The sequence below is a fragment of the Serratia sp. GW822-FHT06E05 genome, from assembly GCF_058799445.1.
Map to the genome: position 1 here is coordinate 156,978 of NZ_JBXALM010000004.1, position 22,438 is coordinate 179,415.

At 55.0% G+C, this 22,438-nt stretch carries 19 protein-coding genes, 1 tRNA gene and 1 other RNA gene; 15 read left to right on the forward strand and 6 right to left on the reverse strand.

The annotated features are described in order from the left end of the window. The first annotated feature begins 118 nt into the window (after positions 1–118). On the forward strand, positions 119–1,513 hold the full coding sequence (locus tag AC1RKC_RS12795) for a carbohydrate porin (RefSeq protein ID WP_261104435.1): 1,395 nt from the start codon (positions 119–121) through the stop codon (positions 1,511–1,513). 3 nt (positions 1,514–1,516) lie between these two features. Here AC1RKC_RS12795 and AC1RKC_RS12800 read toward each other — a convergent pair whose 3' ends face one another. Next, positions 1,517–2,116, reverse strand: a complete 600-nt coding sequence (locus AC1RKC_RS12800; protein WP_041415142.1) for an HD domain-containing protein — start codon at positions 2,114–2,116, stop codon at positions 1,517–1,519. Positions 2,117–2,228: 112 nt separating this feature from the next. Between AC1RKC_RS12800 and AC1RKC_RS12805 the strand changes: the two genes are divergently transcribed. From AC1RKC_RS12805 to AC1RKC_RS12840, 8 genes are all read left to right on the forward strand, one after another. Continuing rightward, positions 2,229–2,693: a MarR family winged helix-turn-helix transcriptional regulator gene (locus tag AC1RKC_RS12805; protein WP_020824719.1), complete on the forward strand. Its 465-nt coding sequence runs from the start codon at positions 2,229–2,231 to the stop codon at positions 2,691–2,693. A 157-nt stretch (positions 2,694–2,850) separates the two neighbouring features. Continuing rightward, complete coding sequence (locus AC1RKC_RS12810) at positions 2,851–3,276, forward strand: organic hydroperoxide resistance protein (protein ID WP_004934114.1); 426 nt, start codon at positions 2,851–2,853, stop codon at positions 3,274–3,276. Between the two features lie 220 nt (positions 3,277–3,496). Beyond that, positions 3,497–5,191, forward strand: a complete 1,695-nt coding sequence (eptB, locus tag AC1RKC_RS12815; RefSeq protein WP_048759427.1) for a kdo(2)-lipid A phosphoethanolamine 7''-transferase — start codon at positions 3,497–3,499, stop codon at positions 5,189–5,191. A 366-nt stretch (positions 5,192–5,557) separates the two neighbouring features. Beyond that, on the forward strand, positions 5,558–6,148 hold the full coding sequence (gene uhpA / locus AC1RKC_RS12820) for a response regulator transcription factor UhpA (RefSeq protein ID WP_020824721.1): 591 nt from the start codon (positions 5,558–5,560) through the stop codon (positions 6,146–6,148). Then, positions 6,148–7,683 carry a signal transduction histidine-protein kinase/phosphatase UhpB gene (uhpB, locus tag AC1RKC_RS12825; protein ID WP_261136469.1) on the forward strand — a complete coding sequence of 512 codons (1,536 nt, stop codon included), beginning with the start codon at positions 6,148–6,150 and terminating at the stop codon, positions 7,681–7,683. Before uhpA ends, uhpB begins: the two co-directional genes overlap by 1 nt. Positions 7,684–7,783: 100 nt before the next feature. Then, a complete protein-coding gene (locus AC1RKC_RS12830; protein ID WP_020824723.1) occupies positions 7,784–9,115 on the forward strand; it encodes an MFS transporter in 1,332 nt (443 codons plus the stop codon). A 120-nt stretch (positions 9,116–9,235) separates the two neighbouring features. Then, positions 9,236–9,312, forward strand: a tRNA-Pro gene (locus AC1RKC_RS12835). A 32-nt stretch (positions 9,313–9,344) separates the two neighbouring features. Further along, a non-coding RNA gene (locus AC1RKC_RS12840) (RtT sRNA) lies at positions 9,345–9,474 on the forward strand. 54 nt (positions 9,475–9,528) lie between these two features. Here the strand turns inward: AC1RKC_RS12840 and AC1RKC_RS12845 are convergent. Together AC1RKC_RS12845 and AC1RKC_RS12850 are read right to left on the reverse strand one after the other, a co-directional pair. After that, complete coding sequence (locus AC1RKC_RS12845; RefSeq protein ID WP_020824724.1) at positions 9,529–9,885, reverse strand: HVO_A0114 family putative DNA-binding protein; 357 nt, start codon at positions 9,883–9,885, stop codon at positions 9,529–9,531. After that, positions 9,873–10,169 (reverse strand): toxin-antitoxin system TumE family protein, encoded by a 297-nt coding sequence (locus AC1RKC_RS12850; RefSeq protein WP_048762474.1) that lies wholly within the window; start codon positions 10,167–10,169, stop codon positions 9,873–9,875. Before AC1RKC_RS12850 ends, AC1RKC_RS12845 begins: the two co-directional genes overlap by 13 nt. A 377-nt stretch (positions 10,170–10,546) precedes the next feature. Here AC1RKC_RS12850 and chiA point away from each other — a divergent pair, with 377 nt between their 5' ends. The 6 genes from chiA to dppF all read left to right on the forward strand — a co-directional run bounded on the left by chiA (position 10,547) and on the right by dppF (position 18,533). Next, positions 10,547–12,238: a chitinase ChiA gene (chiA, locus tag AC1RKC_RS12855; RefSeq protein ID WP_142816134.1), complete on the forward strand. Its 1,692-nt coding sequence runs from the start codon at positions 10,547–10,549 to the stop codon at positions 12,236–12,238. Between the two features lie 601 nt (positions 12,239–12,839). After that, a complete protein-coding gene (gene dppA, locus AC1RKC_RS12860; protein ID WP_020824727.1) occupies positions 12,840–14,447 on the forward strand; it encodes a dipeptide ABC transporter periplasmic-binding protein DppA in 1,608 nt (535 codons plus the stop codon). 170 nt (positions 14,448–14,617) lie between these two features. Next, a complete protein-coding gene (gene dppB / locus AC1RKC_RS12865) occupies positions 14,618–15,637 on the forward strand; it encodes a dipeptide ABC transporter permease DppB (protein ID WP_020824728.1) in 1,020 nt (339 codons plus the stop codon). Positions 15,638–15,648: 11 nt separating this feature from the next. Continuing rightward, positions 15,649–16,551 (forward strand): dipeptide ABC transporter permease DppC, encoded by a 903-nt coding sequence (gene dppC / locus AC1RKC_RS12870; RefSeq protein WP_041414095.1) that lies wholly within the window; start codon positions 15,649–15,651, stop codon positions 16,549–16,551. A 15-nt stretch (positions 16,552–16,566) separates the two neighbouring features. Next, the gene (gene dppD / locus AC1RKC_RS12875) at positions 16,567–17,547 is read left to right on the forward strand and encodes a dipeptide ABC transporter ATP-binding protein (protein ID WP_020824730.1); all 981 of its coding nucleotides are present in this window, start codon (positions 16,567–16,569) and stop codon (positions 17,545–17,547) included. Further along, positions 17,544–18,533, forward strand: a complete 990-nt coding sequence (dppF, locus tag AC1RKC_RS12880; RefSeq protein WP_020824731.1) for a dipeptide ABC transporter ATP-binding subunit DppF — start codon at positions 17,544–17,546, stop codon at positions 18,531–18,533. Before dppD ends, dppF begins: the two co-directional genes overlap by 4 nt. 484 nt (positions 18,534–19,017) lie before the next feature. Here the strand turns inward: dppF and bcsG are convergent, their stop codons facing one another. Genes bcsG through bcsE form a run of 3 tightly spaced genes read right to left on the reverse strand, consistent with a single transcriptional unit; the run spans position 19,018 to position 22,425 of the window. After that, the gene (bcsG, locus tag AC1RKC_RS12885) at positions 19,018–20,670 is read right to left on the reverse strand and encodes a cellulose biosynthesis protein BcsG (RefSeq protein WP_122080541.1); all 1,653 of its coding nucleotides are present in this window, start codon (positions 20,668–20,670) and stop codon (positions 19,018–19,020) included. Next, entirely contained in the window at positions 20,667–20,870 is a 204-nt protein-coding gene (gene bcsF, locus AC1RKC_RS12890; protein WP_020824733.1) for a cellulose biosynthesis protein BcsF, read from the reverse strand. The genes bcsG and bcsF overlap by 4 nt, the downstream gene beginning before the upstream one ends. Further along, a complete protein-coding gene (gene bcsE / locus AC1RKC_RS12895) occupies positions 20,857–22,425 on the reverse strand; it encodes a cellulose biosynthesis protein BcsE (RefSeq protein WP_261139812.1) in 1,569 nt (522 codons plus the stop codon). The genes bcsF and bcsE overlap by 14 nt, the downstream gene beginning before the upstream one ends. Positions 22,426–22,438 lie beyond the last annotated feature (13 nt).

Consider the following 22,438-nt stretch of genomic DNA (forward strand, 5'->3'; position numbering starts at 1 on the left):
TTAACCCGGTGGCAATCACCGGGTCATGACCTTTATCTACTGCTGCCAATGTTTGGGGAATTCTCGCCCAGGGAATGCTGTTGCCCGCAGTCAGCGTAATATGCGGAGAAATATAATAATGAAATACCCATTACCTCTCTCAATAACCTGCGCAGGATTACTGTGGGTCAGCGTTGGCGCACAGGCGGAAACTTTGCAAACCGCCAAAGACGTGGAGGCGCCAACGGCCCAGTGGCAAGGCGTTGCGCTCGGGTTCGAACCGCCACAACCTGGGTTGTTGGGCGACATGCTGGGGATCAGACCGATCCTGGAAGATCATGGCTTTCACTATAATCTGGGTTATCTCAGCCAGCTTTCCTATAACGCCGGCGGTGGATATAACCACGACAGGCAGGCGTCCTATATCGATCAGTTCTCGCTGACCTTCAGCCAGGACCTGCAGGCGCTGACCGGAATTCCGGATGCGGCGCTTGAAGGCAATATCGTTAACCGCAACCATGATAACAACCTGACGCGCGACCGCCTGCAGGATCCGCGCGTTAATCCGACCGATTTGTCCCAGGAAAGTTACGGCGGCCAGTCGATCACCCGGCTGGGCTGGCTGACCTTTAGCCGCAGTTTTCTGGAGCGTCGGCTGCAATGGCGTATCGGCATGATGAACAAGGTGCAGGATTTCGATCAGATCATTCCCTGTGACTTCCAGACGCTGACGCTGTGCGGCGGCAAGTCCGCCAACTCATTGACCTGGTATAACTGGAACGTCCACTACTGGGGTACCACGCTGCAATACAAACTGACCGACGGGTTGACCTTCAAAACCGGCCTGATGGAGCAGAACCCAAGCGCCCCAAGCCGCAGCCATGCCTGGAGCTGGTCGACCAAAGGCAGTAAAGGCCTGTTGCTGCCGATGGAGCTGGAACTGAAAACCCATGCGGTCAATCAGTTGCCGGGGGTTTATAACCTGGGAGTGTTGTTCACCAATGCCCGGCAACAAGATTTGTATGAGGGGGTCTCCGGCGGCCCGGGAGCGAGCGATCCAAACGGCTATCGCAGCCATGACCGCACCTGGTTCCTGTACAGTGGTTTTAACCAACAGCTAACGCGTCATCCGGATGATGCCAATCGGGGTCTGAGCCTGTTCTACAGCCTGGGATTGGCCGATCCGCGTTCCAACTATATGCATTACTCCACCTCTACCGGTATTCGCTACCGCGGATTGTTTGACGCGCGGCCGGACGATTGGCTGGGCCTGGGCGTTTCAATGGTCAAGTTGAGCGACCATTACCGGGATAATCAGCGTTACCTGAATCAACTCAACAACGCCACCGCGTATAACGATCCCAATTTCCGCCCGGTGCCAGGACATTCCGTGACGGCAGAACTCTACTATCGCTTCAACGTCACCCCCTGGCTGCAGCTGCAGCCGGGCCTACAATACTGGCATCATCCGGGGGGCGTAAGTGAAACGCAGGATGCCTGGGTGACGGCGTTGAAAACCGTAGTGACCTTCTGAGGATTACGCCGCATCGCTTTCCCGGTAACGCTGGCGTGCATGTTCGAACCAGCTTGCCGGGACGTTATGCGGCGGCAACAGCAGCTTTTCCAGACCCTGCTCGACGATATGGTTGGCCTGGCGCCACAGCGTCGGGTCGCCTTCGGTCAGCACTTCCAGCAGCCGCTGTTTTTCTATCAAATAAGTGCGCGCAAAATGGCTGTCGAATTCCAGCAGTGAACGGGTGTTGTCGATCAGATCGGCCAGTTTGATGGTTTTGGCCTGGGGTGAAGCGTTGGCGCTGTGCCGTCGATCGCGGTTTTTACGTTCGAAGCGGTTACCGCCGCCGGTGCCGCTGACGTTGGTCAGCATTGCCACCAGTTCTGCCACCTTTGGCCCAAAATGGCTCTCGATATCGCCGAGGGTGGTGGGCGTGTCTTCCACCGTGTCGTGCAGCCAGGCGGCAGCCAGCATTTCCTCGCTGTGCGGCACGCTGCTGACGATTTCCATTACCGCTTGCGGATGTACGATGTAGGGGTCATTGGTGTATTTGCGGCGCTGATCGATAGCCGCATGCGCCTTGGTGGCGTAGCGGCGTGCGCGTTCTACCAGTGTGGTTGTCATATCCTTTTCCTCCGGCACAGCACCCTGCTGTGGCATCCCCTGCATTAAAAAAGGTAGCATACCGATTAAAAAATAGCTTGCGATTACATCGTGCGCTATCTATATTCAAAACATGAAAAGTAAAAACCCCGAACACCCCGTAGCGAAAAACCTGCTGCTGCTCGATCAGCAGATGTGTTTTGCCTTGTACTCCGCCAATCTGGCGTTGCACAAGGTGTATCGCAAACTGCTGAGCCAGCTTGATCTCACCTATCCGCAATATTTGGTGATGCTGGTGCTGTGGGAGCGTGACGAAATTACGGTTTCGGACATCGGCGAGCGGTTGTTTCTTGATTCCGCCACGCTGACGCCGCTGTTGAAGCGGCTCGAGACGGCAGGGCTGTTGTTGCGTTACCGCGCCACGACCGACGAGCGACAGGTGATTATCGCGTTAACCGACGCCGGGCGCGCGCTGCGTGAAAAAGCGCAGGCGGTGCCGGAAGCCGTGATGTGCGCTACCGATTGCAGCCTCGATGAAATCGTTAATATCAAGCAGCAGCTCGAAAAGCTGCGCGGCAAGCTGATAGATCAGATTTGAAGAACGGCTGCCAGACGCAGGATCGGCGATCCTGCGCTACACTGAAATAAGTGGGTAATTTAAGTAGTGCGCGATTTAATCGTGAGAGATAGACCTATGATCGGGTTCAGCCAACTGGATCCGATATGATGCCTCCAACCAAAAGAAGGAATGATTTATGTCGATTGAAAAAGTTGTTTACCGCGCTCATGCCACAGCAACCGGTGGCCGCGATGGCCGTGCGACCTCATCCGACGGCGTGTTGGATGTCAAACTGGGCGTGCCGAAAGAAATGGGTGGCGCGGGCGGTGAAGTCACTAACCCGGAGCAGCTGTTTGCTGCCGGTTACTCGGCCTGTTTCCTCGGCGCGCTGAAGTTTGTTGCGGCGAAAGAAAAGGTGAAAATTCCTGCCGAAGCCAAAATTGATGGCACCGTCGGCATCGGTGAAATCCCCAACGGTTTCGGTATCGAAGTGCAACTGGATATCAGCCTGCCGGGTATCGAGCGCAGCGTGGCGGAAGACCTGGTGAAAAAAGCCCACGTGGTCTGCCCTTATTCCAATGCTACCCGCGGCAATATTGATGTAACGCTTAACGTTAAGTAAGACTTTCGCCAACGTCACGGAAAAAGGGGAGGGTATCCCTCCCTTTCTCGTTCTGCCCCGCCTTTACACTTCTCACAAAAAATGAAAAAAATATCCGTTTCTTGAGAATTCTCTTGATTATTACCCCCGAAATAGCGCTTATTGCCGATCGGCTGAACCTGAAGCCGCATTGAATGTCTGACTGATTCAGAACTGTTACCGTCCGGAGCCACCGCGTTACATGAACAAAGTTAAATCGCTTTCACAGCAGAATTTATCGTTATTGTTAGCGATTTATATCGGCATCTTTTTAAACCTTTCCGTTTTCTATCGTCGCTTTGATTCGTTTTCGCACGGCATTCAGGGGATTAAGGTTATTTCTGCGGTAACCGAGGTTATCGCTATCGTGCTGTTTACCTTCTTTATCATGCGGCTGGTCTCGCTTGGTGGCCGGCTGTTTTACCGTATCGTTGCTTCGTTACTGGTGCTGATTTCCGTTGCCGCCAGCTATTACATGACGTTCTTCAACGTGGTGATTGGCTACGGCATTGTGGTCTCGGTCATGACCACGGATATCGACCTGTCAAAAGAAGTGGTCGGCTTGCACTTTGTATTATGGATGCTGGTGCTCAGCGCCTTGCCGCTGCTGTGCATTTGGAAAAACAACCTGCGCTACACGCTGATCGAACAGCTGAAAACCCCAGGGCACCGGGTGAAACCGCTGGTGGTGTTGGTGGCGGTGGTGGCGCTGGTGTGGTTGCCGCTGCGTATGTTGGACAGCGAACAGAGCGCGCAGGAAAAAATCACCAATGTGGATTTGCCGAGCTACGGTGGCGTAGTGGCGCACTCCTATTTGCCATCCAACTGGCTGTCTGCGCTGGGGCTGTTTGCCTATACCCGGTATGACGAAAGCCAGGATCAGGCCAATTTGTTCGACCCGGCCAAGAACTTTACCTATGTGCCGCCGGCCGATATCGATGATACCTACGTGGTGTTTATTATCGGTGAAACCACGCGCTGGGATCACATGGGGATACTGGGTTACGACCGTGACACCACGCCACGCCTGTCCAAAGAGAAAAACCTGGTGGCGTTCCGCGGTGAATCCTGCGATACCTCGACCAAACTTTCTCTGCGCTGCATGTTCGTGCGTGAAGGCGGTACCTCAGACAACCCACAGCGTACGTTGAAAGAGCAGAACGTGTTTGCAGTGCTGAAGGATCTGGGCTTCACCTCGGAGCTGTTTGCCATGCAGAGCGAGGTCTGGTTCTATAACAATACCGAAGTGAACAACTATTCGTTCCGCGAAATGATCGCCTCCGAGAAACGCAATGACGGTAAATCGGTTGACGACATGCTGTTGGTAGACGAAATGAAAGAGTCGCTGGCCCGCTATCCGCAGGGCAAGCACATGGTGATCCTGCACACTAAAGGTTCGCATTACCTCTATTCACAGCGTTATCCACGCAGCTACGCGCGTTACCAACCTGAGTGTACCGGCGTCGACAATTTCTGTTCTAAAGAGCAGCTGGTTAACGCCTTCGATAACTCAGTGTTGTATACCGACAGCTTTATCGCCAACGTGATTGATCAGGTGCGTGAGAAGAAGGCAATTGTGTTCTATTCGTCCGATCACGGCGAATCTATCGGCGAGAATTCGCACCTGCACGGCACGCCGCGTGAAATGGCACCGCCGGAGCAGTTCCGCGTACCGATGATGGTATGGGCATCCGATAAATTCCTGGAAGATCCTCAGCATCGCGGGGCGTTTGAACAACTTCAGGCCCAACAGCGCGTGGGTAAAACCCACCGTCATGTAGAGCTGTTCGATACCATTCTCGGCTGCCTCGGATATACCTCGCCGAACGGCGGCATCGTGGCGAAAAACAACTGGTGTAATATTCCGCAGGAAAAATTGCCGGCGGCACAGTTGTAACCTCTGCAATACCGGGCGCACTGCGCCCGGTAAAATCTGTTAATACCTTCCCTTCATCAATTAATCCGGCACAGGCTTGCGGTATATACCCGTCATCTTTCAACTTGCAGCGTTATTACCTGCTTACAAGACCCGTCCGTGGGTCTTGCCCCTTCGGGGCTGCTGCAAGCAGCGTTCAAATCTGTTCCCGACAGATTTGTTGTTCACCCCAGTTACTGTAGGGGGCGAATAAATTCGCCCCGATTAATGCGGGCGCAGCATGCGGCGCCCCTACAGTACCTGGAGATGAACGAGCTGGGCGCCTAGCTGCAACTTGAAAGCTATAGGGTATACTTGGGCACTTTCCCCCTCGAACCGGAGATTTCCATGACCTTGCGCGTGGCGTTTATTGACGATCATGACATTGTGCGATCGGGCTTTGTGCAACTGCTGTCGCTTGAGGCGGATATTCAGGTGGTGGGGGAATTCAGCAGTGCTGCTCAGGCGCGCGCTGGGTTACCAGGCCTGGAGGCGGAAATCTGCATCTGCGATATTTCGATGCCGGATGGCAGCGGGTTGGATTTGCTGGCGGACATTCCCTCGGGTATTCGGGTGGTGATGCTGTCGATGCATGACAACCCGGCGCTGGTGGAAATGGCGCTTGAGCGTGGTGCCTGTGGCTTCTTGTCCAAACGCTGCAAGCCGGAAGATTTGATCACCGCGGTGCGCACCGTCGCCAGCGGCGGCGTGTACCTGATGCCTGAAATCGCCCAACAGCTGGCACGGGTGAAGGTGGATCCCCTCACGCGTCGCGAACGCGAAATCGCGCTGTTACTCGCCCAGGGGCAGGAGGTACGGGAGATTGCCGTCGCCCTGGGGCTATCGCCGAAAACGGTCCACGTGCATCGCGCCAATCTGTTCGCCAAGCTGGGCATTAACAATAACGTCGAACTGGCGAAGCGGATGCTGAATCTGTGATGCAACGCCTGATCACCCAACTGGCGCTGTTTTTCATTTATGCCACCAGTGCGTTTTGCCTGTGGGGCATCGGCACCGCGCTGATCGACCCGCCCTGGCAGGCGCTGCTGCTGTTCCCGTTTGGCCTGCGCCTGGGCATTCTGCTGCAAAGCCCTTACCGCTTCTGGCCGGGGATCTTGCTGGCCGACCTGCTGCTGATGGTATTGCTGGCGGATCAGTTCGGTTACGGGCCGGCGCTGTGGGCTTCGGTGGTGGTGCTGGTGTTGACGGTGTTGCTTAGCCTGGTCGCGTCCCCGTGGCTGCTGCGCCATCAACAAAACGACAGCGAATGGCAATGGCCGCTGATGCAGGGCGCGGTGGTGGCGGTCGCCGCACTGCTGCAGGCGCTGGTGTGGCAGGTGGTGAACGGCGAGGGCGCACGGGCGCTGTTGCTTGGGCTGGCGGGTGGCTTCACCATCGCCCCGACCTGCCTGCTGCTATGGCACTATCTGGCGCGGCAAATCTGGGTACCGCTCGAACCGGGCCTGATCCATAAACCGGTGACGCTGCGGTTACGGCATCTGGCTACCTATCTGCTGCTGTTTGCGCTCAGTATCTGGCTGCAACAGCAGGTGAATGCCGCCGAGCTGCGCCGCTTTGCGCCGTTTTGTCTGGCCATCCCGATCGTCTTCATGTCGTACCGTTACGGTTGGCAGGGGGCGCTGTTGGCGACGCTGCTCAACGGCGTGGTGTTGGTCGCCAACGAGCCACCGCAGCCCGAGTCGCATCGCGACCTGCTGCTGTCGCTGCTGGCCCAAAGTCTGACCGGGCTGCTGCTTGGGGCCGGCATTCAACGCCAGCGTGAGTTGAACCAGCAGCTACGGCTGCGATTGACGGAAAACCGCCAGCTGGCGCGCGCGCTGGTGACGGCCGAAGAGCAAACCCGGCGGGAGGTCGCGCGTGAGCTGCACGACGAAGTCGGCCAGACCATCACCGTTATCCGTACCCAGGCCAGCATTATCAAGCGTCTGGCACCACAGCCGCCGGTGATCGGCTGTGCAGAAGCGATAGATACGCTGGCGCTGCGGGTGTATGACGGCGTTCACGACGTGCTGACTCAGCTGTGGCCCGCCGCCCTGAATAACCTGCCGCTGTCGGCGGCGGTGGCGGCGATGTTGCGTGAGTCGCTACCGCAGGATACGTCGCTGGTGAGCACGATGCAGTGGCAGGTACCGGATGAACTGCTGGATGAAACGCTGAAAATTACCCTGTACCGGGTCTGTCAGGAAGGGGTGACCAACGTCTGTCGCCACGCTGCTGCCAGCCGCATTGAGCTGGACGCGCGTCTTCGTCACCGTAAGGGGCTACCGCCGCAAATCCTGCTGACCATTCGCGATAATGGCATCGGTATCGATTTGGCCGACCATGAGCCGGGTTACGGCCTGCGCGGCATGCAAGAGCGCATTAGCGCACTGGGGGGCCAACTGCGGCTGACGTCGGAGCATGGCACCTGTTTGAATGTGATCTTACCCACAGTTTCAACGGCAGAAGCGTAAAACTAGGAAATACTCCTAACTGCGTCGGGAATCCGGCGTAAGCCATTCGCGCGCGCGCGCAGCATGATAGCGGCACTTTTCCTATTCTCTGAGGTTTCACATGTGGTCTTTCCTTAAAAGCCGCCAGGATGTGCCGCCGGTTACCGATCAAAAACAGATCGATGCCAGCTATAAATACTGGCGTATCCAGCTGATGTGGACGATGTACATCGGCTATGCCGCGTTTTACTTTACGCGCAAAAGCTTCAACTTCATCATGCCGGCTATGCTGAGCGATCTTGGCCTGACGATGTCCGATGTTGGCATCCTGGGGACGCTGTTCTACATCACCTACGGCTGCTCGAAATTTATCTCAGGCATGATCAGCGATCGTTCCAACCCGCGCTATTTTATGGGCCTGGGTCTGATCATGACCGGCGTGCTCAATATCTTCTTCGGGCTTAGCTCTTCGTTGCTGATGCTGGGTACGCTGTGGATCCTCAACGCCTTCTTCCAGGGCTGGGGCTGGCCACCTTGTTCAAAAATCCTCACCAGTTGGTATTCCCGCTCCGAACGCGGCAGTTGGTGGGCTATCTGGAACACTTCGCACAACTTCGGTGGTGCGCTGATCCCGCTGCTGGTCGGTTTTATCTCGTTGCACTTCAGCTGGCGCTACGGCATGATCATTCCGGGCATTATCGGTGTGTTATTGGGCCTGCTGATGTGTTGGCGCCTGCGTGACAAGCCGTCTTCCATGGGGTTGCCTAGCGTCGGTAAATGGCGCAACGACGCCATGGAACTGGTGCAGGAATCGGAAGGCCAGGGCCTGACCAATCGGGAAATCATCAAGCGTTACGTGCTGACAAACAAGTACATCTGGCTGCTGGCAGTGTCTTACGTGCTGGTGTACATCGTACGTACGGCGATCAACGATTGGGGCAACCTGTACCTGACGCAGGAAAAAGGCTATTCGCTGATGACCGCCAACTCGGCGATTTCCCTGTTCGAAGTGGGTGGCTTTATCGGCTCGCTGGTGGCTGGTTGGGGCTCCGACAAGCTGTTCCGCGGTAACCGTGGGCCAATGAACCTGATCTTCGCCATCGGTATCTTCCTGTCGGTGGCGGCGCTGTGGCTCATGCCGGGCGTGACCTTCCTGCTGCAGGCTGCCTGCTTCTTTGCTATCGGCTTCTTTATCTTTGGCCCGCAGATGCTGATCGGCATGGCGGCGGCGGAATGTTCGCACAAGGATGCCGCCGGAGCGGCGACCGGTTTCGTCGGTCTGTTTGCCTATCTCGGGGCGGCACTGTCCGGCTACCCGATTGCCCGCATCATGGAAATCTGGCACTGGAACGGTTTCTTCGTGGTGATCTCTATCGCCGCCTGCCTGTCCGCGCTGTTCCTGCTGCCGTTCTTGCGTGCGCAATCACCGGCGCTGAAAACCGCCAAGGCATGATGCAAAAGCGCGGTACAGGGCATTGTACCGCGCTTTATGACGCTTTTATCGCCACTTGGCGGGCTGGGTTGAAAAAGTGATTGACGCGTATTATCCCCAGCAGTAAGATGCGCCCCGCATCGGCGAGTAGCGCAGCTTGGTAGCGCAACTGGTTTGGGACCAGTGGGTCGGAGGTTCGAATCCTCTCTCGCCGACCACATTTGAAAAACCTGCTTTATAAGCAGGTTTTTTTTCGCCTGTTATTTATAGGATGAGAACCTCCGAAGGAGGTTTGAGCCGAGCGCAGCGAGACCACGTTGCTTTAGCAACGGCCCGCAGGGCAAGCATCAGAGATGCGCGTAATCCTCTCCTCGCCGACCACATTTGAAAAACCTGCTTTATAAGCAGGTTTTTTTTCGCCTGTTATTTGCCCTTCAGGCTGCTTTTCCTGTTACGAAGTCAAAATGAATTTCGTCATAAGAGAAGATAATCTTTGCACCTTTCTTATCTAAAACGCCGGCATTTAGTAGTGCTTGCACATCCGTATGTACGGCTTTGAAATCCCGGTTTAGTCGTCTGGAAAGCTCTCGAATCGACATAGCTTCTGCACCGGTCATTATTTCCAGCAGAGTCATCCGATTAGCGTTCAGCAAGACATAAGTCAGCGTTTTGACATCGGGGAATATCAGCCTGTTACCCATCTCCTTACCGGATAAAGCTTTGGCAAAATCAGTCTTCAACCCGTCTATTGCCTGTTGGACAGGCATTACACTTACCCTCAGAGTGCGCATTTCGGCCTCCTTAGCTGGTTAACTTCTGCAATAAAGTCGTCAATCAGCTGATTAATATCGATAAAATTTATCGAGATCTCAACGGTATCCAGATGCTTATGGTCACCTTTGCCTGCCTCGTTGTCGTAGCGTAATACGCATTTATCCTCAACCACATAGGCCAAGCGATATTTGTACTTGTGGTTGCTGCCTCTTACCGCAGAAGTGACGTCCCATACAACCAGACTGAGCAAACTGTTTGTATCCAGCCAAATACGCCTGTTCATTACGAGTGTCGCTGGCATTGAACATTCCTTGTTGATGTTTACGCTACCATCAATTTAAATTTGATGTCAATAATGACATCAATCCCATGAAAAATATTGATCCTTGCCCAGAAATTAATTCACACTCCTTATTCCTATTGGCAGCGGTGATTCATTATTAAATAAATTCATCGCTGCTCAATAAAACCCGCTTGATAGCCATCTTGTTTTAATGATTATTTTATCTATAGTCTGAATACACGAAATGGGAATGATAGATTTCCGTTGCGTGGAAAGATGAATGCTTATTTATTAACTTTAATCGGCCAGGATTATTGCGGGATTATTTTGTTCCGACAATGGGTGGCCATGATTAATTATTTTATGTTTATCCTCTCGGAATAAAGGAATCAGTTATGCGCAAATTTAATAAACCGCTGTTGGCGTTGCTGATCGGCAGCACGCTGTGCTCTGCGGCGCAGGCCGCTGCACCGGGCAAACCTACGTTGGCCTGGGGCAATACCAAATTCGCCATTGTCGAAGTCGATCAAGCGGCGACGGCTTATAATAATCTGGTGAAAGTAAAAAATGCCGCCGACGTTTCTGTTTCATGGAATTTATGGAATGGCGATACCGGTACCACGGCGAAAGTATTATTAAATGGCAAAGAAGTTTGGAGTGGTGCCTCAACCGGTGGTTCGGGAACCGCAAACTTTAAGGTGAATAAAGGCGGCCGTTATCAAATGCAGGTGGCGTTATGCAACGCCGACGGCTGTACCGCCAGCGATGCAACCGAAATTGTGGTGGCAGATACCGACGGTAGCCATTTGGCACCTTTAAAAGAACCTTTGTTGGAAAAGAATAAGCCTTATAAACAAGACTCCGGCAAAGTGGTTGGCTCTTATTTCGTTGAATGGGGCGTTTACGGCCGTAATTTCACCGTCGATAAACTTCCGGCTCAGAATCTGACGCACCTGCTGTACGGCTTTATCCCTATCTGTGGCGGTGACGGCATCAACGACAGCCTGAAAGAGATCGAAGGCAGCTTCCAGGCGTTACAGCGTTCCTGTCAGGGGCGTGAAGACTTTAAGGTATCGATCCACGATCCGTTCGCTGCGCTGCAGAAAGGTCAGAAGGGCGTGACCGCCTGGGACGACCCCTACAAAGGCAACTTCGGCCAGTTGATGGCGTTGAAACAGGCGCGCCCGGACCTGAAAATCCTGCCGTCGATCGGTGGCTGGACGTTGTCCGATCCGTTCTTCTTTATGGGCGATAAGGTGAAGCGTGATCGCTTCGTCGGCTCGGTGAAGGAGTTCCTGCAAACCTGGAAGTTCTTTGATGGAGTAGATATCGATTGGGAATTCCCGGGCGGGCAGGGTGCTAACCCGAAACTGGGCAGTACGCAGGATGGGGCAACCTATGTGCAACTGATGAAAGAGCTGCGCGCCATGCTGGATCAGCTTTCGGCGGAAACTGGCCGTAAGTATGAACTGACCTCTGCGATCAGCGCCGGCAAGGATAAAATCGATAAGGTGGATTACAACACCGCACAAAACTCGATGGATCACATTTTCCTGATGAGTTACGACTTCTATGGGGCATTCGATCTGAAAAACCTGGGCCACCAGACTGCGCTGAAAGCGCCGGCCTGGAAACCGGATACGGCGTATACCACGGTGAATGGCGTTAATGCACTGCTCACGCAGGGCGTGAAGCCGGGCAAAATCGTGGTGGGCACCGCCATGTACGGTCGCGGTTGGACCGGGGTGAACGGTTACCAGAACAACATTCCGTTTACCGGCACCGCCACTGGCCCGGTGAAAGGCACCTGGGAAAATGGCATCGTGGATTACCGCCAGATCGCCAATGAGTTTATGAGCGGCGAATGGCAGTACAGCTACGATGCTACCGCTGAAGCACCCTATGTCTTCAAACCTTCCACTGGCGATCTGATCACCTTCGACGATGCGCGCTCGGTGCAGGCGAAGGGCAAATATGTGCTGGATAAGCAGCTGGGCGGGTTGTTCTCATGGGAAATTGACGCCGACAACGGCGATATTCTGAATAACATGAACAGCAGCCTGGGCAACAGCGTCGGTACGCCTTAAATCGGTTGTAGTACGTTGCCGGGGGATATCTTTTCGCCCCCGGCTTTTTACAGACGAAAGTTTTTTAACGGCGCATAGATTGTGGAGTCGTCTCGATCAAAAAGGTTGCCGAGGTCTCACTCTTTCGGGTAGGGGATCAGCATTTCATCCTGTATTTAACGCAGATCACAAAAATAACCGTTCAGATATTCATCATTCAGCAACAAACTTTTTTAGTTTTTTATCGGAGTTAAACACCAGTAACTTTCTTCAGTGCAGGCTAACGAACTAAAAATGACCGTGTAGCATAATTTTTAATGCTGCAACTGTTAAAGAAAGGTTTTTTTTATGTTTGTTTGCTGTTTCTCACAGTCTGTGTAAATCCCTACTGGTTATATTGACGACACCCCAAACAGTTGGCAATTTGGTAGCCTCAGGGGTAAGAGCGAGAGTTGTTTGAGTGAATTCCACGCGCTCAGACGCCCCCACCGGGACGCGTTCCACCCGGCTCTCTCGCGCAATTATCCCTCCCAGCCTTCGGGCACACTGCACAGGCCGCGCAATAAAAAATACAGGCTCTGGCGGTAAAACACACATCACATCACATAATGGAGCACTAGCGATGACAAGTTCCTTGGGAAAAACAGGGATTCTGAAATTCGGTATTGGGCTGATTGCGTTGACCGTTGCGGCCAGCGTGCAAGCCAAGACTTTGGTTTACTGTTCTGAAGGTTCCCCGGAAGGGTTCAACCCGCAGTTGTTTACCTCGGGTACCACTTATGACGCCAGCTCGGTGCCAATTTACAACCGTCTGGTCGAATTCAAAATCGGCACCACCGAACTGCAGCCGGGCCTGGCTGAAAAATGGGACGTTAGCGAAGACGGCAAAGTCTACACCTTCCACCTGCGTAAAGGCGTGAAGTGGCAGAGCAGCAAAGATTTCAAACCGACCCGTGACTTCAACGCTGACGACGTGGTGTTCTCCTTCGAACGCCAGCTGGACGCGAATAATGCCTATCACAAAGTCTCCGGCGGCAGCTATGAGTACTTTGAAGGCATGGACATGCCGAAACTGATTGCCAAAATCGAGAAGGTGGACGATTCCACAGTCCGTTTCGTGCTGAACCGTCCGGAAGCCCCGTTTGTGGCTGACCTGGGTATGGACTTCGCATCCATTCTGTCTGCCGAATACGCCGACGTGATGATGAAAGCCGGTACTCCGGAAAAAGTTGACCTGAACCCAATCGGTACCGGTCCGTTCCAACTGCTGCAATACCAGAAAGACTCCAAAATCCTTTATAAGGCATTCGACGGTTTCTGGGGCACCAAGCCGAAGATCGACCGTTTAGTGTTCTCTATCACGCCAGACGCTTCAGTGCGTTACGCCAAGCTGCAGAAAAACGAATGTCAGGTGATGCCGTTCCCGAACCCGGCTGACATCGCCCGCATGAAGCAGGACAAAACCATCAACCTGATGGAACAACCGGGGCTGAACGTTGGCTACCTGTCGTTCAACGTTGAGAAAAAACCGCTGGATAACCTGAAGGTGCGTCAGGCGTTGACCCTGGCGGTCAACAAGCAGGCGATCATCGACGCGGTGTACCAGGGCGCAGGCCAGGCGGCTAAAAACCTGATCCCGCCAACCATGTGGGGCTATAACGACGCGGTGAAGGATTACACCTACGATCCGGTCAAGGCCAAAGAGCTGCTGAAAGAAGCGGGCATGGCAGACGGCTTCGCCATCGACCTGTGGGCTATGCCGGTACAACGTCCGTACAACCCGAACGCGCGCCGCATGGCGGAAATGATCCAGTCTGACTGGGCGAAAATCGGCGTGAAAGCCAAAATCGTGACCTATGAGTGGGGTGAGTACCTCAAGCGCGCCAAAGCGGGCGAGCATCAGACGGTGATGATGGGCTGGACCGGCGACAACGGGGATCCGGACAACTTCTTCGCCACGCTGTTTAGCTGTGCGGCGGCGAAAGATGGTTCCAACTACTCTCGTTGGTGCTACAAGCCGTTTGAAGATCTGATCCAACCGGCACGCGCTGAATCGAACCACGACAAACGCATCGAACTGTACAAACAGGCTCAGGTAGTGATGCACGATCAGGCTCCGGCACTGATTGTCGCCCACTCCACCGTTTACGAGCCAGTGCGTAAAGAAGTGAAGGGCTATGTTGTGGATCCGCTTGGTAAGCATCACTTTGAGAATGTCTCTCTAGATTAATTCTGGCCGTTAAGCCGGCGACACACGAATGGACTTGGCAGGGGCGCAACAGGTTGCGCTTCTGCTGACCAGTCTCCGGCGTATGGCATCAGGATTGTTCAAAGTGTGTGAGCTTTAATAAGCCTGGCGGACGATGAGCTGCCGGGCACTTTATACAGAGAGTTCGGGATATGTTGCAGTTCATACTCCGACGTTTGGGGTTAGTTATCCCAACGTTTATCGGCATAACTTTGCTGACTTTTGCATTCGTCCATATGATCCCCGGTGACCCGGTGACCATCATGGCCGGGGAACGCGGGATCTCCGCAGAACGCCATGCGCAGTTGATGGCGGAAATGGGGCTGGATAAACCGCTCTATCAACAATATTTCTCTTACGTATCCAACGTGTTGCAGGGTGATTTGGGTACGTCCCTCAAAAGCCGCATCTCCGTTTGGGATGAGTTTGTTCCACGCTTCAAGGCCACGCTGGAATTAGGGTTCTGCGCGATGATTTTTGCCGTGCTGGTGGGTATCCCGGTCGGGGTGCTGGCGGCAGTCAGGCGAGGCTCAATATTCGATCATACCGCGGTGGGCATCTCGCTGACCGGCTACTCGATGCCGATTTTCTGGTGGGGCATGATGCTGATCATGCTGGTCTCGGTGCAGCTAAACCTGACGCCGGTATCGGGGCGGGTCAGCGACACGGTGTTCCTCGACGATACCTTGCCGTTAACCGGCTTTATGCTGATTGATACCCTGATTTGGGGCGAACCGGGCGACTTCGCTGATGCCGTGATGCATATGATCCTGCCTGCTATCGTACTCGGCACCATTCCGCTGGCGGTGATCGTGCGTATGACGCGCTCCTCAATGCTGGAAGTGTTGGGCGAAGATTACATCCGTACCGCGCGCGCCAAAGGCGTGAGCCGCATGCGGGTGATCGTGGTGCATGCTTTGCGCAATGCCTTGCTGCCGGTGGTAACGGTGATTGGCCTGCAGGTCGGCACCATGCTGGCCGGTGCGATCCTGACCGAAACCATCTTCTCCTGGCCGGGCCTGGGGCGCTGGCTGATGGATGCGTTGCAGCGTCGCGACTATCCGGTTGTTCAGGGCGGCGTATTGCTGGTCGCCTGTATGATTATTCTGGTTAACCTGCTGGTAGACGTGCTCTACGGCGTGGTCAACCCGCGTATTCGCCACAAGAAATAAGGGGCGCTCTAATGTCTCAAGTCACTGAGTCTGTAGTTAAAGGTGCGCCGAAGCCCATGACCCCGTTTCAGGAGTTCTGGCACTATTTCAAGCGCAATAAAGGGGCCGTTGTCGGCCTGGTTTATATCATTGTGATGTTCGTTATCGCCATCGGTGCCGGGGTGCTGGCACCGCATGCGCCAGCGGATCAGTTCCGCGACGCGCTGCTCAAACCGCCGGTCTGGCAGGAAGGCGGCAGCTGGCAATATATCCTCGGTACTGACGATGTGGGCCGTGATGTACTGTCGCGCCTGATGTACGGCGCGCGGCTGTCGCTGTTGGTCGGCTGTCTGGTGGTGGTGCTTTCGCTGATCATGGGCGTGGTGCTGGGCCTGCTGGCTGGCTATTTCGGCGGCGTGGTAGATGCAATCATCATGCGTATCGTCGACATCATGTTGGCGTTGCCGAGCCTGCTGTTAGCATTGGTGCTGGTGGCTATCTTCGGCCCCTCCATCGTCAACGCTTCGCTGGCGTTAACCTTCGTCGCCTTACCGCACTACGTGCGACTTACGCGCGCGGCGGTCTTGGTGGAAGTGAACCGCGACTACGTCACCGCTTCACGCGTGGCCGGTGCCGGTGCGCTGCGCCAAATGTTTATCAACATCTTGCCAAACTGCCTGGCGCCACTGATCGTCCAGGCCTCTCTTGGCTTCTCGAACGCCATTCTGGATATGGCCGCTCTCGGCTTCCTGGGCATGGGTGCGCAACCGCCAACGCCGGAGTGGGGCACCATGCTCTCCGACGTACTGCAGTTCGCTCAAAGCGCCTGGTGGGTCGTGACCTTCCCCGGCGTGGCGATTCTGCTGACGGTGCTTGCATTTAACCTGATGGGGGACGGCTTGCGTGACGCTCTCGACCCCAAACTCAAGCAGTAACAGAGGACGAGAGAGATGGCGTTATTAAATGTAGACAAGCTTTCGGTGCACTTCGGTGACGAAGGCACTCCCTTCCGCGCGGTAGACCGCATCAGTTACAGCGTGGAGCAGGGCCAGGTGGTGGGCATTGTCGGCGAATCCGGCTCCGGCAAGTCCGTCAGCTCGCTGGCGATTATGGGGCTGATCGACTTCCCCGGTAAGGTGATGGCCGAAAAACTGGAGTTTAACGGCCAGGATCTGCGCAAAATTTCCGAAAAAGAGCGTCGCCAACTGGTGGGCTCGGAAGTGGCGATGATTTTCCAGGATCCGATGACCAGCCTTAACCCGTGCTACACCGTCGGCTTCCAGATCATGGAAGCGTTGAAGGTGCACCAGGGCGGCAATCGCCGCACTCGTCGTCAACGGGCTGTTGATTTGCTGACCCAGGTAGGTATCCCCGACCCGGCTTCGCGTCTCGACGTTTATCCGCACCAGCTTTCGGGTGGGATGAGCCAGCGCGTGATGATCGCCATGGCGATCGCCTGCCGACCAAAGCTGCTGATTGCCGATGAACCGACCACCGCGCTCGACGTGACCATTCAGGCGCAAATCATCGAACTGCTGCTGGAACTGCAGCAACGCGAAAATATGGCCCTGTTGCTGATCACTCACGATCTGGCGCTGGTGTCCGAGGCGGCGCATCACATCATCGTGATGTATGCCGGGCAGGTGGTGGAGTCCGGTAAGGCATCGGAAATCTTCCGCGCACCGCGTCATCCTTATACTCAGGCGCTGCTGCGCGCGTTGCCGGAATTCGCCGCCGATAAAGCGCGCCTGGCTTCGCTGCCTGGCGTGGTACCGGGCAAATATGACCGCCCAAGCGGCTGTTTGCTCAATCCACGCTGCCCGTACGCCAATGAGCGTTGCCGTACTGAAGAGCCGGAACTGCGCAGCATTCCCGGCCGTCAGGTTAAATGTCACACACCGCTGGATGATGCGGGGAGGCCGACCGTATGAGCCAGAACCAACCCTTATTGCAGGCGATTGACCTGAAGAAACACTACCCGGTCAAGAAGGGGCTATTTGCCCCGGAGCGGCTGGTCAAAGCGCTGGATGGCGTTTCCTTTACGCTTGAGCGTGGCAAAACGCTGGCGGTGGTGGGCGAATCCGGCTGTGGTAAATCGACGCTGGGTCGCCTGCTGACGATGATTGAAGTTCCGACCGGTGGCGAGTTGTACTATCAGGGGCAGGATTTGCTGAAGCCGGATGTCACGGCTGAGAAGCTGCGACGCCAGAAGATCCAGATCGTGTTCCAGAATCCTTATGGATCGCTCAACCCACGCAAGAAGGTCGGGCAGATCCTTGAGGAGCCGTTGCAGATCAATACCGCGTTAAGCAGCGCAGAACGTCGTGAGAAAGCGCTGGAGATGATGGCCAAGGTCGGATTGAAAACCGAGCATTACGATCGTTATCCCCATATGTTCTCCGGCGGGCAGCGGCAGCGTATCGCTATTGCACGCGGGTTGATGCTTAACCCGGACGTAGTGATTGCCGATGAGCCGGTTTCCGCGCTGGACGTGTCCGTGCGGGCGCAGGTGTTGAACCTGATGATGGATTTGCAGCAGGATCTGGGGCTGTCTTACGTGTTTATCTCCCATGATTTGTCGGTGGTGGAGCATATTGCCGACGAAGTGATGGTGATGTATCTCGGCCGCTGCGTGGAGAAGGGCAGTAAAGACGCCATCTTCAACAACCCGCGTCATCCGTATACCCAGGCGTTGCTGTCCGCGACGCCGCGCCTGAATCCGGATATGCGTCGCGAGCGCATTAAGCTGACCGGCGAACTGCCCAGCCCGATGAACCCGCCGCCAGGTTGTGCATTCAATGCTCGCTGCCGCCGTGCTTTCGGGCCTTGTACCCAATTGCAACCCCAGTTAAAGCAATACGGCGAGCAGATGGTGGCCTGCTTTGCGGTCGATCAGGATGAAAATTCTGCGGCATAACTTTGTTATCCATGACAATTAACTAAAAATGCCGGTTTTTACGCCGGCATTTTTTTTGCTTTTAATTATGATCGTATTAATTAGTTTATTGAGTGGATTTTTTATTTGTATTAATGGCGCTTATTTTTCTTAGCGAAATCCTGACGAAATAAGCTGAATTAGGAATCTTCGCAAGCCACTGATAATTAATCTCTTGGCTTTTTCTATCCGGATTATTACGCCGATTGGAATGGAATGCCCAAAGCCAATGTTAAGGATTAAGGTTCCGCTGCAGATTGATGGCTGCAAAAAAAAGCACGCCTGAAGGCGTGCCCAGATGGCTGATAAAGTCCTTTGCAATTAAAAGTTCTGATTTAGGGACTAATAAAAACAAAGGATTATGTTTTCTGATTTACCCCAAACATCCGAAAACCACGTTTTTCGGGTGTTTGTCATCAGACTAAGCACGCCCGAAGGCGTGCGCCTGAGTCATCAGGTAATGCAATTACTGGGGATAAGGTACCCAATCGCCGCCGTTTAGCCGGATGTAAGGCTTGCCCTGGTATTGCATCACGATGGCGTTGTCATTCTCGGAAATGACCGCCGTCTGCGGCAGGTTCTGCGTCAGCGCCTGCCAGTCTACGCTCGGTGCGGTGAAGGCCTTGCCGTCTACCAAACGAGAAACCAGCTCGGAAAGCGCCAGGTAGCTGCTTGGCGTTTTGACCTGCAGCGGGCTGCCCTGATGCGGTGCTTTCATACCAACCAGTTTGATACCTACCGGCGTATGGGTAATGTTCGGGCTTGGGATATCGCGCAGGCCGGACATCTGCATTTTGTCTCCCACCAGTGCCGCGCCGTGTTCCGGCACGATCACCACCATCACCTTGCGGCCAGACTTCTCCAATTGATCCAGGAAGGTGTTCAACTGGTCGAACAATTTCTGCGCCCGGGGTTGATAGTCCGCGCTCTTGTTCGAACCGACGAAACGGTTACCGTCATGTAATGGAATGATATTGAAGAAGGTGGCGCTGCGGGTCTCACCGGCTTTCTGCTGCTGATCCAGCCAGCGGGTGAGCAGTTCCAAATCGTTGTATATCGGTTCGCCATCGAACGAGGCCAGCTCATTGCCGATCCCGGCCTGAGACATCAGCGGTGCCTGCATATCACCCTGTTCGCGCAGCTCTTTCAGGAAGTTGCCGAACACGCCGGAGTGATCCAGCATCAGCTGCTCTTTGAAGCCCAGCTTGGCAAGATTATCAAACAGATAGCATTGCTGATTGACCGGCTGATACAAATCGTGATGCGAAGGCTGACCACAGCTGGCGCGTAACAACCTGATTGCCGCCGGGCCGCTGTAGGCGGTGGCCGAATTGAAGTTGTCGAACATAATGTCCATCTTCGACCACAGCGGATGGTTTTCCAGTTTTACCGCGTCCATGTCGGCCCAGGCCAACGAACAGATGTTGATCACCAGCAGGTCAAACGGCTGAGCATCGGCAGGCAGGCTGGCCGGGAAGGCGGTTGCGCGGGTTTTTTCCTTGTCGTAGAACTGATTCAGATAGGCCGTCAGGTTGGCGCTGGTTGGTGGCGCACTGTCCGCCGGTGCGCTGTCGCCCCCGGCAGCCGGCGGCGTCGTTGCCGGGGTGCTACTGGTAGAAGCGTTGGTACTGGCCGGTAACAGGGAGACGGCCGGCCCGGCAATGTTGACCAGGTTCAACCACACCAGTGCGGCAACGGTGAATACGGTAACCCGTACCCATTGAGCCAGGAACAGGTAGGCAATCAGCATCACGAAGGCCGCGCCGATCATCTGCCAATTGATAAAGCGATTTATCAGCTCCAGCAGGTACTGGGCGCTAAAGCCGGTCAATTGCGAACCCTGGCTCATGATGCTGTTGATGCCGGGCAACCAGGTGTCGTGATAGAACAACGCAATCCCAATCGGGATCGCCACGTAATGACGCCAGCGGTGCAGACGCATCGCAGGTATCGGCATCAACAGAAATGCCATGAACACCAGGTTGGGCAAGGCGTGGAAGTTCAGGTAACCGAACCACAGCAGGGCAAATTTGGCCAGGAAGTAGTAGTTCCAGCCACCCAGCCCACGCCAGTAGCGCCACAGGGAGTTATCGGATTGCGGGTTGTTTGTTGGCTTCATGGCTGTTTCTTACGCTTAATCTGAGATGAAGAACCTTCGCGCACCCATAATCCGATGGATTTTAAATAGCGCGGTGATAACAACAGGTTTTGCCAGTACTGACGCCAGTGCGGGAAACGCCGGTGAAAGGCGTAACCCAGTGGGATGAAAATAATGGCGCACAGAATAATCAGTTGCACAATATCGTTAAGATTCAACATGCTTATTCTCCTGCGCACCGGTAGTCAGCGTGAAAGCCACCGGTTGACGGCGCTCCTGCGGGCGGTCTGCCTCGGCGGCGGCCTGGCGCGGTGTGGCCTGTGCGGTCGCTGCAGGCAACGGAATATTGGCGTTGTGCGCCAGCCGTTTAATTTCAGAAATAATATCTACGTCCTGGTGCCACACCACCCGGTTACTGAAGGCTTCATCTACCGGCAGACGAAAAATAAACTTCAGAGCGGTATCCAAATCGTTAATCCGGCAGGTGGAGAGAAACAGGACCAGTCGGCCTTGCACCACGGTCATTACGTCGCCGAAGCGCCGTAGAAAACACAGGGTCATCGCCTGTTCGGCGCGCAACCCGGGCACCGGGCGCAGCGCTACCATCACACCTTTACCGTCTTCCGGCAGCAGCGTGTTGCCCATCAGCGAAATCACCGCCTGACTAAAATCGTCCGGCCGCATATAACCTTTCAGTTGCAGCGGACGCAGCCCGGCCAGCAGGGCATCAATATCTGCCGGAACGTGGCGTGAGAAGCGCTGCCCCTGAATACCCTCAAGCATGGTCAAAAAGCGCGATAACGGTGCCACGTGCGGCACAATCAGATTGGCGCCGCAGGCCAACAGCAAGCGTTCGTCACTGTAACGCAGGCTGGCGCTCATCTCGCGTACCACGATTTTCAGCCCGTTGCCGCGCTGACGGCGCAGGCTGTGGATTTGATGTGCCAGCGCATCAATTTCATCACTTTGGTACAGGGCGAAGATCAACGTAGCCGAAAGCGTCAACATGCCGTGCTGCGCCAGTTGCGCATTGGTTTGCAGCAGTTGCCAGTTGGCCGATAGCGGCGGCGCGCCTTCAAGAATGCTCTGCTGGGCCAGGTAGCGCCCTTCATCGCTGCGGATGGAGGTCGGAGAAGGTTTATTGCTGTCGTCGTCACCCTGCCAGCCGTGTTCACCGGTATACAGCGTCAGTAATTGGTTGGCGTTGATGCCGTTTTCGGTGCTCCACCAGTTAACCAGATACTGTGCACTGTCCTGCTGCCACTGCAGGCTGGCCAGCCCGTTAAGGATGCGGTGTTGAGTGCTGAGTTGCCCTTTGAGTTTATTCACGCCGCCGCCGTGGCTGAGGATCAGCAGCGTGCAGCCTTGTCGGCGCAGCCAGGCGCCGGTGGCGCGGGTCCAGTCACCCAACTCTTCGCGGGTGAAGGTCTGCCATAAGCTGGCATGGGCCAACAGAATCAATAGGCGATTTTGCGGTTTTAGGGCGCGCATCAGGTCGTCGCTAAAGTGCATCAGCGCCGCTTTTTTCTCGGGTAGCTGGTACAGCGGGATTTTTTTCAATGCGGGGGAGACAAGTGCCGCCAGCAACCCGTCAGGTTTTTCTCCGCTGCATATCAACGCGACCTGGCTGGTTGCAGCCTGGGCAGCCAAGGTTTGCTGGCAGAGCAGGTTGGCATCGGTTTGACGGTCGACATTCACCCAATACAGCCCCGGGGCTTGCATGACAGACAGTTCTTCCCAAATCTGCCGAACACCTAATGAGAAAGATTGCGCCATAGGATATTTTTCT